Annotated in this window: 9 protein-coding genes, 7 tRNA genes and 1 rRNA gene; 1 reads left to right on the top strand and 16 read right to left on the bottom strand. The window is 48.7% G+C overall.

Annotation, left to right across the window (positions count from 1 at the left end; translation table 11 throughout):
* Positions 1 to 507: 507 nt before the first annotated feature.
* The 8 genes from glmM to AY633_RS08630 all read right to left on the bottom strand — a co-directional run bounded on the left by glmM (position 508) and on the right by AY633_RS08630 (position 8177).
* Entirely contained in the window at positions 508 to 1857 is a 1350-nt protein-coding gene (glmM, locus tag AY633_RS08595; RefSeq protein WP_068487966.1) for a phosphoglucosamine mutase, read from the bottom strand.
* Between the two features lie 70 nt (positions 1858 to 1927).
* Positions 1928 to 2932 (bottom strand): CdaR family protein, encoded by a 1005-nt coding sequence (locus AY633_RS08600; RefSeq protein WP_068459751.1) that lies wholly within the window; start codon positions 2930 to 2932, stop codon positions 1928 to 1930.
* Positions 2925 to 3761 carry a diadenylate cyclase CdaA gene (gene cdaA, locus AY633_RS08605; RefSeq protein ID WP_068465506.1) on the bottom strand — a complete coding sequence of 279 codons (837 nt, stop codon included), beginning with the start codon at positions 3759 to 3761 and terminating at the stop codon, positions 2925 to 2927. The genes AY633_RS08600 and cdaA overlap by 8 nt, the downstream gene beginning before the upstream one ends.
* 440 nt (positions 3762 to 4201) lie before the next feature.
* Positions 4202 to 4837, bottom strand: a complete 636-nt coding sequence (locus AY633_RS08610) for a zf-HC2 domain-containing protein (RefSeq protein WP_068487967.1) — start codon at positions 4835 to 4837, stop codon at positions 4202 to 4204.
* A gap of 12 nt (positions 4838 to 4849) precedes the next feature.
* Positions 4850 to 5413, bottom strand: coding sequence for an RNA polymerase sigma factor SigW (sigW, locus tag AY633_RS08615; protein ID WP_068459747.1), 564 nt, complete (start codon positions 5411 to 5413; stop codon positions 4850 to 4852).
* Between the two features lie 269 nt (positions 5414 to 5682).
* Positions 5683 to 6591, bottom strand: coding sequence for an arginase (rocF, locus tag AY633_RS08620; protein WP_068487968.1), 909 nt, complete (start codon positions 6589 to 6591; stop codon positions 5683 to 5685).
* Positions 6592 to 6658: 67 nt separating this feature from the next.
* On the bottom strand, positions 6659 to 7225 hold the full coding sequence (locus AY633_RS08625; RefSeq protein ID WP_068487969.1) for a GNAT family N-acetyltransferase: 567 nt from the start codon (positions 7223 to 7225) through the stop codon (positions 6659 to 6661).
* A gap of 70 nt (positions 7226 to 7295) precedes the next feature.
* The gene (locus AY633_RS08630; protein WP_068487970.1) at positions 7296 to 8177 is read right to left on the bottom strand and encodes a LysR family transcriptional regulator; all 882 of its coding nucleotides are present in this window, start codon (positions 8175 to 8177) and stop codon (positions 7296 to 7298) included.
* Between the two features lie 103 nt (positions 8178 to 8280).
* Between AY633_RS08630 and AY633_RS08635 the strand changes: the two genes are divergently transcribed.
* The gene (locus tag AY633_RS08635) at positions 8281 to 9360 is read left to right on the top strand and encodes a citrate synthase/methylcitrate synthase (protein WP_068487971.1); all 1080 of its coding nucleotides are present in this window, start codon (positions 8281 to 8283) and stop codon (positions 9358 to 9360) included.
* Between the two features lie 62 nt (positions 9361 to 9422).
* On the opposite strand, the gene AY633_RS08640 is transcribed toward AY633_RS08635, so the two are convergent.
* The 8 genes from AY633_RS08640 to rrf all read right to left on the bottom strand — a co-directional run bounded on the left by AY633_RS08640 (position 9423) and on the right by rrf (position 10247).
* Positions 9423 to 9495, bottom strand: a tRNA-Ala gene (locus tag AY633_RS08640).
* A 23-nt stretch (positions 9496 to 9518) separates the two neighbouring features.
* A tRNA-Lys gene (locus tag AY633_RS08645) sits at positions 9519 to 9591 on the bottom strand.
* Positions 9592 to 9602: 11 nt separating this feature from the next.
* Positions 9603 to 9677: transfer RNA gene (locus AY633_RS08650), tRNA-Gln, on the bottom strand.
* 13 nt (positions 9678 to 9690) lie between these two features.
* A tRNA-Tyr gene (locus AY633_RS08655) sits at positions 9691 to 9774 on the bottom strand.
* A 30-nt stretch (positions 9775 to 9804) separates the two neighbouring features.
* A tRNA-Val gene (locus AY633_RS08660) sits at positions 9805 to 9880 on the bottom strand.
* Between the two features lie 5 nt (positions 9881 to 9885).
* Positions 9886 to 9960 (bottom strand) — tRNA-Glu (locus tag AY633_RS08665).
* Positions 9961 to 10016: 56 nt separating this feature from the next.
* Positions 10017 to 10089 (bottom strand) — tRNA-Thr (locus tag AY633_RS08670).
* A gap of 42 nt (positions 10090 to 10131) precedes the next feature.
* Positions 10132 to 10247, bottom strand: a 5S ribosomal RNA gene (rrf, locus tag AY633_RS08675).
* Positions 10248 to 10251 lie beyond the last annotated feature (4 nt).

Consider the following 10251-nt stretch of genomic DNA (forward strand, 5'->3'; position numbering starts at 1 on the left):
TTTAAGCGAGGTGCATACTGCATTGATCTTTTCATCGTGAAGCAAACGCCTCCCGCTTTGGGCATGCCTCCCGCAATGAGCCAAGAAGAACGCTTGTCTCATTGCTACGGCTCGCCCGTGTGCGCGGTTCGGCTTTGAAATTTCATTGAATATTGCGTGCGAGGACGTCTTTTCTTAAGTGTGTTCGTCCGCTGGTAAAGACGCCTAGCTGGAATTGATAGTGGAAAAGATGGTTAACTAGCTATTTTTTATGCGATTACAAAACTATCTAAAACTATTCATGCTTACTTCTATGCGTGATGAAATTGATTTCTTCTCTAAAAATAGAGATGAAGCGCAAAGGGGCGACTCCGGGAGGATCAGCGAGACAATTGAGACCCTGCAGAGTGCGCAGCGATCGAAGCAGCTCAATGCGAGCCCTCCGGAAAGCGTCCCCTTGGAGCAAAATCTCCCTCTCCACTTTTTCAACAAAAAAGGCCAGAGCATCCGCCCCGGCCTTTAGCTTATTTATTTCATGCCCATTTCTTCGCGTACGACCGCTGCGATCCGCTCCACGTACTCTTCGCACGCTTCTGCAGAAGGCGCTTCGACCATGACGCGCACCAATGGCTCGGTTCCGGAAGGGCGCACGAGCACTCGGCCCTCGCCGTTCATGTCGCGTTCCACTTCCGCAATTTTGTCGGCCACGACAGCGTTGTCCGTCACGCCGTGTTTGTCCGTCACGCGGATGTTCACTAATTTCTGAGGGAAAATCGTCATTTCATTCGCCAGCTCAGACAATTTCTTGCCCGTGATCTTCATGATGTTCACGAGCTGAAGGCCTGAGAGCAAGCCGTCGCCTGTTGTGTTGTAATCAAGGAAAATGATATGGCCCGACTGCTCGCCGCCCAAATTGTATTCATTCTTCTTCATTTCTTCCACTACGTAACGATCGCCGACTGCGGTCTTCACGCTCTTCATGCCGTTTTCTTCCAAAGCTTTATAGAAGCCCATATTGCTCATGATCGTTGAAACGACCGTATCCTGTTTCAAGCGGCCTTCTGACTTCAAATGCTTCGCGCAAATATACATGATTTGGTCGCCATCGACGATTGTTCCTTTTTCGTCCACTGCGATCAACCGGTCGCCGTCACCATCAAAGGCAAGTCCGACGTCCGCGCCTTTTTCCAAGACCAGCTTCGCGAGCGCTTCCGGATGTGTCGATCCGACGCCTTCGTTAATGTTCAAACCGTTTGGTGACGCGCCCATTGAGCTGATATCTGCATCCAAATCGGCAAATACGTGTGTCGCAAGCGTTGACGTCGCACCATGTGCGCAGTCAAGCGCCACGTGGATGCCGTCGAACTCTTCGTCCACAGTTTGCTTCAAATACTGGATGTATTTTTGTCCGCCTTCGAAATATTCCGTGATGCTGCCGAGATCTCCACCTGTTGGACGCGGCAGATCATCTGTTTCCGCATCAAGCAAGGCTTCAATTTCGGCTTCTTGATCGTCTGACAATTTAAAGCCGTCCGAACCGAAGAATTTGATGCCGTTATCTGCGACCGGGTTATGGGAAGCAGAGATCATGACTCCTGCTTCTGCGCTCATGACGCGTGTCAAATAGGACACCCCTGGAGTGCTGATGACGCCGAGACGCATGACTTCCGCACCGACTGACAATAAGCCAGCCGCCAATGCGTTTTCAAGCATTTCTCCGGAAATTCGTGTATCCCGCCCTACGAGCACTTTCGGTTTTTCTTTAGAGCTTTTTGTTAAGACGTAGCCGCCAAAGCGCCCGAGTTTAAAAGCCAGTTCCGGCGTCAATTCGCTATTGGCCACCCCTCGTACACCATCGGTCCCAAAATATTTTCCCATGCTTTTCGCTCCTTCAATCACTTATATTATGATTTGTTTATATTAACCTAATTTTACATTTTTAGCTATTTTATTCTTCCTTATTGCTATCCGCAATTTCCGGATTTTCCAATTCTTCCGGAACGAGGAGTGATTCATCCACTGAAACATTCGCTTTTATCTGCATCTCGCCTGGGGAAACTCCCGATGCGCCTGATGGAATCGGCAATTCAACCGTCACCGACGTATCAGAAGCCGTCACGCTATTCGCTTCCACTTCGATAACGTACTCATCCATGGCATCGAGCACACTGCGCGGGCCGAAAACCCGCACTTGTTCACTTGATGGTGTCCATGAATTAATGGTGACTCCCGTCTGTGGTTCACCGGTCGATTCGATGCGTACCGGCAATTCGCGGCTGTATTCTTCCACCGTGACGTCGACCGCCACGGATTCCGGCTCAATCGTGACATTATCGAGTTTTGTTAAGTCCTCTGCCAAAACGCGCACGCGGGCTTCAGCCGTAAAAGACTCCTTAATTTCCGGGTCGCCTGTTACAGTCGCTTTGACAAAACTGATCGCATTAATGACACTTTGCGGGCCCGTCACCGTTACGGTATCCGGTTCCACAGTCAAGCCTTCCAGTAAAAAGCCTTCCGCCAGTAAGCGCTCGTTCATCTCGGCATCGATATCAAATTCCTGAGACACCCGCTCCTCCAGTACGACATTCACAAATGCCGGGTCCACGCGGGCGCTCAATTGCTCTGAGATATTCTCTGTTTGGATGGGCACTTGATGCTCACCGAGCGGCAAACTGCGCAAATCGATGAACAGCGTATAGTCATCGAGCTGGCGTGTCGTTTGAATGATACTCGCTGGGCCACTCAAATACAAATCGACCGTATCCGGCACACCGCTGACCATCAAGCTTTCATCGTAATACACTTGCAGTTCCACATCTTCGATCATTTCCGACACTCTACCGGTTTCGGTCGTGGTCGTGGTGTTTTCCGTCTGGACGGAAAAGAAGAGCAGAAAGGCAAGGAACAATGCCATAATCCGAAGAAACCACGGATTGTCCATCATCTTATCCATTCTTTTTCCCCCTCCAATTCCACCAGGAACTTGTCGCCTGCTGCTGTTCGGCACCGAACCAAATGCGGCGAAGCTTCACTTCAAAATCCTCAAGCGACAAATTACGGTGCAAATCGCCATTCGCTGTCAAACTGATCGCACCGGTCTCTTCCGACACGACAATCGTGATGGCATCCGTCACTTCACTGATGCCAAGTGCTGCTCTATGGCGCGTTCCCAGCTCTTTCGAAATGAACGGACTCTCCGATAGCGGCAAATAGCAGGCAGCCGCCGCGATGCGGTTTTTCTGAACGATGACCGCTCCGTCATGCAACGGCGTGTTCGGGATGAATAAATTGATCATCAACTCGGAAGTGATGTCCGAATTCATCGGAATACCTGTCTCTATGTATTCGCTGAGCCCCGTTTCACGTTCGATCGACACAAGTGCCCCGATGCGGCGCTTCGCCATATAACTGACCGATTTACTCATGGCTTCGATCAGGCGGTTGCGCTCGGATTCTTCATTAAGCGTGCTGCTCGAGAACAATTTCCCTCGCCCAAGCTGTTCGAGCGCGCGTCTCAGTTCCGGCTGGAAGATGATGATGATGGCAAGAAAACCCCATTCGAGCACTTGCTGCATAATCCAACCAAGCGTTTCCAGGTTAAGCGCCTGGGTCACGAGACGCGCGATGATGATAAAGAAGATCCCTTTTAATAATTGGACAGCCTTCGTTCCCTTGATGACAGTAATAAGTTTGTAAATAACGAACCAGACCAATAAGATGTCGATAAGATTTCCGAACATCTGAAGCGGTGTCTGGTCCGTGAAGTTTTCCAAAAAAGGCATCTGCAACCCTCGCTTTTCTCCATGTACATATAGATTCAGTATATCATATCCCGAGACATCTGCCCCCATGCAAAAAGCCCATCCAATAAATGGAGGGGCTTTACCAGAGTACGAAGAAGTCTATTAATCCATTATGAGTGAAAAAGAGATCGTCTTTTCTATATCTAAAGTTTAATGACGTATTTAAGTATTTGGAGAAGCGTTTGCTCGTAAAACCTTCTGCTCAATAATGCTACGCATTACTTCGCAAAGATAAGTTCTCACGTAGTTCGACCTTATCTTTCCTGCGGGAACAGCGGGTTTGAGAGACCCCGCAAGCCGTGATAACGGCTGAGGAGGCTCGATTCCCGCCCGCGGAAAGCGAGCGATAAGCTTCGGAAAATACGCATTCTTTAGTTTCTCAGCATACTAAAAAAACCCATCCAATGAATGGATGGGTTTTACTCGCCTATAGGTTGCTCATTGCTGTCAAAAAAGCTGACGGCGTCATTGAATGTTCCTTTGATCGTATACCAGAGCCACTCGAAGACTTGGTCGATTTCTTCGATTTCGCCGTCGATGACACCACTTGATGCCATATACTGGCCATTGACGATCGTCACGTCTCCTTCAAGTTCCCCGTCGACGCGTAAATCGCCATTGCGGATCGTTATATCCCCGACAACCGTTTGTCCTGCTGGGACTACCACCGTTTCGCCTTCTACTACCAGGTTCTCCTGCTTGGTAAAGGCAAATTGCTGGTCATCGCTAAAGCTCGACATCATCGCCGCGCTCATCAATAAGACGAAAAGGGCAGCTGCAATCATTAGCGGGTGGTGGCGCATAAAGCGTTTTACGCCGACGCGCTGGGATTCTTTTGGCAAACCGGCCATCGTCTTTTGGACAAAATCCGGCGGTGCCTGGACGTGCGACGCGCTTTGAACAAAAGCGATGGTTCTCGTCAGTTCTTGATATATTTTTCTGCAGTCGCTGCAGTTCTCCAAGGATTCTTTCAGTTCTTTTTCTTCAGATGGGCTGATTTCCCCGTCTAGGTAATCGTCCATCATGCGAATAACTTTTTCCGGACACGCATTCATTATGCTCGCCTCCTACAAATTGCTCAATTGCTTGCGAAGTGCTTCGCGCCCGCGGTGTATCCGCGTTTTCACCGTGCCAAGCGGCAAATCCAGGATTTCGCTGATTTCAGCCAGCGGCAATTCCTCGATATATTTTAACACAATCGCTGCCCGGTACTTATCCGGCAAGCGGCTTATTTCGTACTGCACCCGCTCCTGAACTTCCATCCGCATTAATTCTTCTTCCGGAAGCTCTTCTTCATTGGCAATCTTCGAATACATATTCAAGCCTTCCGTGCCTCTTACTTCCGCATCCAAATGGTAATCCGGTTTTTTCTTGCGAATCCGGTCAATGCACAAATTGGTGGCGATGCGGTAAAGCCATGTGGAAAATTTACGATTCTGGTCAAACGTGTGTATGTTCACATAAGCCCGCGTAAATGCTTCCTGTGCAATATCTTCTGCTTCATGCCGGTTGCCAAGCATGCGGTAGCAAATCTGGAACAACTGGTGTTGATACAGCTCCACGATTTCGGCAAATGCGTCTTGGTCGCCCTTCATGACTCGCTTTATTCGTTTATTTACTAACGCATCCATGATCTCATTTCCCTCCGCCATGCGGCTGTCTTTTATATACGGTTCAGTGCTGAAAAGGTTTCATTTTTTTCTCTTCTTCTATCCTATCAAACCATCCCTAGAAAAAACCAGCCGATTTCCAGTTCTTTCAATGAATTTGTCAGTTTATTATGTCATTGACACTATTTTGGTATTGCCTTGCCCAACAGTCCTGCCTCCTTGTCACTAATGTCTTATACAGTCATTCATTAAAAAAAGCTGCCCGGGAATTCCGGACAGCTTCATCGTTCTTATACTAATTTTTCACCTAGCAACGAACCGATCAATGCGACCGCCACATCAGCCGTGCGGTTCTTTTCATCCAGAATCGGGTTAACTTCGACAAATTCTGCCGACGTGATCAACCCTGCATCGAATAGCATTTCCATCGCCAAATGGCTTTCACGGTAGCTAATACCGCCTGGAACCGGCGTACCGACACCCGGTGTATACATCGGGTCGATGCCGTCGAGGTCAAGCGACAAGTGAACGCCATCTGTTTTGCGCTCTTCACGCAAATAGCGGATCGACTCTTGCATGACGTGGTCCATGCCCATTTTGTCGATTTCGTGCATGCTAAATACTTTAATGCCGTGCTCTTTAATCAATTCGCGCTCGCCCGGATCGACAGAACGTGCGCCGATGATGACGATGTTTTCCGGCTTCACTTTTGGTGAATAACCACGGATTTTTGTCAATTTCTCATGGCCATGGCCAAAGCTTGCTGCAAGCGGCATGCCGTGGATATTGCCCGATGGCGACGTTTCGCTCGTGTTCATATCCGCATGCGCATCATACCAGATAACACCCAAATTCTCGTAATGCTCAGAAATACCGGCAAGTGTGCCGATCGCGATGCTATGGTCGCCACCCAAGACTAGTGGGAAATTGCCAGCTTTCGCTACGCCTGAAACCGCTTCTCCGAGTGTTTCGGTTGCTTCAGTAATGACGTCCATATTGCGCAAATTCGTGTTTTCGTCCACTTTGCCATCCGCTTTGCGAATGTGAATATCGCCTTCGTCATTTACCGTATGTCCGAGATTTTCGATACGGTCTACAACACCTGCGTAACGAATGGCGCTTGGCCCCATATCGACGCCACGGCGCATTTGCCCGTGATCCATTGGTACACCTATAATAGAAACATTTAATTTATTCATTATTTTATACCCCCTCAGTAAGATACATTCATTGTACCCTCTGAGCTCGCCTTGGCTCAACTCAACATTATTCCGAATATTTATTCATTTTTTCTTCCAAGGATTTTTTCACATCTGGCCATTCCCGGTCGATAATGGAATAGACAATGGCATCTCTCGGTTGACCTGTCGAGCGAATTCGTTCGTTGCGCAAATGTCCTTCTTTGACCGCTCCAATCCGTTCGATCGATTTTTGGGAACGGATATTTTCAGCATCGGTTTTGAACTGGACGCGAATCATCTCCCGTTCTTCGAAGCAATAGCCAAGCAGCGCATGTTTGACGGCCGTATTGACATGGGTGCGCTGGGCTTTTTCACTATAGAAAGTCGCTCCCATTTCACAGCTTCTGTTCGTATCGTCTATGGAATAGAGACGGGTGGTGCCGACAATTTCACCGCTTTCCGGAAGCTCCACGGCAAACACCAGCACGTTGGATTGATTCATTCCAGCCGATAACCACGCCTCCAAATCTTCAAAACGCTCGACTTTCGTCAGCATGTATTCAAAGATATCGGGTGTATAAAGTGTCCATAATGCCTCAAAATCCTCACGTTTCAGCAAACGAAGCCGAATATTGCGCTGTTCAATATACATATCCATCCCCTCCTTATAGGCAGTATACCAGCAAATCCCCCGTTTACTATCATGGCACCGCCACTTTATTTCATTGAAAATAAACCGATTGAATGCGGCTCAAAAAATCCTTTTCCAGCTCACCCATGCTGCGCGCCAGGAAATACGTCGCCACAGTAGGCAATGGAAACAAATCAAAGCGAACTTCCATCAGCCGCCCTTCAATTAACTCACGGCGCACCATTGACCTCGGCAAAAACGATACACCGAGACCTTCCTGGATAAAGCGCTTCGCGATATAGGCTTGTGTCACCGTCATCGTCCGAATTCCCGGGAGCTGCACGCGTAGTTTCACCAACAACTCTTCCCAAAACACGGGATGATGATGCGTAAAAATGTCGTGTTTTCGCAAAGCCTCTTCGGCCGAAACTACCGGTCCGTGCTCATCATCATACGCATCCCTTGGCATGATGAGCAATAACGGATCCTCATAGACCACTTCATGGAGGATGACGCGCTTAACTGGTGCCAAGGCGGAAATACCAGCAGCGACTTCACCGCTTTCCACTAAGCCCTCGATCGCTTCCGACTCTTCCACCCGAATGACCAGTTCAAGATCCGGATGGGCTTTCGTAAACGAATTTAGAATATACGGCAACACCGTCTCCGCCATCAACGGCGAAATCGCGATGGTCCATTTTCGCCGGTAACCTTGGGCAAATGACTGGATGTCGTCTACGGTGGCATCGAATGTTTTCAGCAATTTTTCTGCCTGCTGCTTAAAATGGCGCCCTTCCTCGGTCAACACCACGCGATTTTTGATGCGATCAAATAAGCGGATCCCCAAATACGCTTCCAATTGCCGAATATGTACCGTCACACTAGGCTGTGACAACATCAAACGTTCCGAAGTCTTGCGAAAGTTTAAGGTTTCTGCCGCATCCGCAAAAGTTCTCAGCCATTGCATCTCCATCGTCACTCCACCTTCAATTAATTTTATTAATTATTTTAATTATAAATCTTTAATTTTCATAATCAAGACTTCGGTCTATACTTGAAAAAAAGGAGGAATTCCCATGTTTCAAAAAGGCTTGAAAGGCATTGTCGCTGTTCAAACTGCCATTGCCTCTGTTGAAGGAGATAAAGGTGACCTTCGTTATCGTGGCCAACTGGTTCATGAAGCAACTGAAGGAAAAAGTTTCGAACAAACCGCCTATTTTCTATGGTACGGTCATCACGCTTCCCGTACAGAACTTGCCACTATGACACAAGACTTGCTATCTTATCGCCAGCTGCCTGATTACCTTATTGCGATCGCACAAACGCTTCCGATAGAAACCTCTTTAATGGATGGCATGCGAACACTGGTCTCAGCCTATCAGCACGCCGAATTCAAGGAACTTAAGTCCCAACAGCAAGCCATCGCTTTAACAGCCGCCCTTCCCGTTATGACTGCTTTGCTGTATCGGAAAAGCATCGGTCAGGAATTCATCGCACCCAGAAGCGATCTCAGCCACACCGCTAATTATTTATGGATGATCAAAGGCGAAATGCCAACACCCACCCAAACAGAAGCTTTGGAAACCTACCTGAACTTAACGATGGAACACGGCATGAATGCCTCCACTTTTGCCAGCCGTGTCACCATTTCCACAGAATCCGACTTGAGCGCCGCTATCGTTTCCGCACTCGGTACGATGAAAGGCCCCTTGCATGGAGGTGCCCCGTCTGGCGTCCTGGAACTGCTTGACGAAATCCAAAGCCCTGAGAGGATCAAAACCGTCATCGAACAAAAACTCGCTCAAGGCGAAAAAATCATGGGCTTCGGCCACCGCGTATACCGTACAGAAGATCCACGTGCGCTTCTGCTGCGCGAAAAATGCCAACAACTTCAGCAAAAAGACGCGTGGCTGAACCTCGCTGTCCTGGCAGAGCACGAAATCATCCACTTATTGAATGCGCTAAAACCGGGACGAGCCCTTTACACAAATGTCGAATTTTATGCAGCTGCAATCATGCGCTCTATTCAAATGCCACCAGAGCTCTTTACCCCAAGCTTTAGTATCGCACGGGTAGTCGGCTGGACGGCACACGCGCTAGAACAGCAGCAAGATAACGTAATTTTCCGGCCACAATCTGAATATATCGGAAACTAAAAAAATCCCGTATCCAATTGAATGGATACGGGATTTTTACACATGGATTGCACATGGAACAATGGAGCCTAGGGGGCTCGAACCCCTGACCTCGACGCTGCCAGCGTCGCGCTCTCCCAGCTGAGCTAAGGCCCCGCGCGAAAATGCGCAAAGATAAATGAGCCATGAAGGATTCGAACCTTCGACCCTCTGATTAAAAGTCAGATGCTCTACCAACTGAGCTAATGGCTCGCAATAAAAAATGGCTGGGGTACCTGGATTCGAACCAGGGCATGACGGGATCAAAACCCGTTGCCTTACCGCTTGGCTATACCCCAAAGCAATAAAAACTGGTGGTGGGGGGCAGATTCGAACTGCCGAACCCGAAGGAGCGGATTTACAGTCCGCCGCGTTTAGCCACTTCGCTACCCCACCGCTATTCGATTAACATCCGAAATGGATACATGGTGGAGGATGACGGGATCGAACCGCCGACCCTCTGCTTGTAAGGCAGATGCTCTCCCAGCTGAGCTAATCCTCCATGAATGGTGACCCCTACGGGATTCGAACCCGTGTTACCGCCGTGAAAGGGCGGTGTCTTAACCGCTTGACCAAGGGGCCTTACAAAAATTATAAAGAAAACAGTTTCCGATGTAAAGAAACTTCAAAGAATCAAAAGCTTCCAACCGGGCTCGAACCGGTGACCTCTTCCTTACCATGGAAGCACTCTACCTACTGAGCTATGGAAGCAAGGTAAAAGGAAATCTCGGTACAAAGTAAAAAAAGATAATTGCCCAGCGACGTCCTACTCTCACAGGGGGAACCCCCCAACTACCATCGGCGCAAAAGAGCTTAACTTCCGTGTTCGGGATGGGAACGGGTGTGGCCTCTTTGCCATCATCACTGGACTAT

The organism is Planococcus maritimus (assembly GCF_001592825.1).
In the GTDB taxonomy this organism is placed as follows: domain Bacteria; phylum Bacillota; class Bacilli; order Bacillales_A; family Planococcaceae; genus Planococcus; species Planococcus maritimus_C.

Excerpts from the sequence above, each read along its gene's own strand:
- rocF (WP_068487968.1), bottom strand. The coding sequence starts at position 6,591 with ATGAATAAATTAAATGTTTCTATTATAGGTGTACCAATGGATCACGGG.
- AY633_RS08600 (WP_068459751.1), bottom strand. The coding sequence starts at position 2,932 with ATGGATAAGATGATGGACAATCCGTGGTTTCTTCGGATTATGGCATTG.
- glmM (WP_068487966.1), bottom strand. The coding sequence starts at position 1,857 with ATGGGAAAATATTTTGGGACCGATGGTGTACGAGGGGTGGCCAATAGC.
- cdaA (WP_068465506.1), bottom strand. The coding sequence starts at position 3,761 with ATGCCTTTTTTGGAAAACTTCACGGACCAGACACCGCTTCAGATGTTC.
- AY633_RS08625 (WP_068487969.1), bottom strand. The coding sequence starts at position 7,225 with ATGTATATTGAACAGCGCAATATTCGGCTTCGTTTGCTGAAACGTGAG.
- AY633_RS08635 (WP_068487971.1), top strand. The coding sequence starts at position 8,281 with ATGTTTCAAAAAGGCTTGAAAGGCATTGTCGCTGTTCAAACTGCCATT.
- AY633_RS08610 (WP_068487967.1), bottom strand. The coding sequence starts at position 4,837 with ATGAATGCGTGTCCGGAAAAAGTTATTCGCATGATGGACGATTACCTA.
- AY633_RS08630 (WP_068487970.1), bottom strand. The coding sequence starts at position 8,177 with ATGGAGATGCAATGGCTGAGAACTTTTGCGGATGCGGCAGAAACCTTA.
- sigW (WP_068459747.1), bottom strand. The coding sequence starts at position 5,413 with ATGGATGCGTTAGTAAATAAACGAATAAAGCGAGTCATGAAGGGCGAC.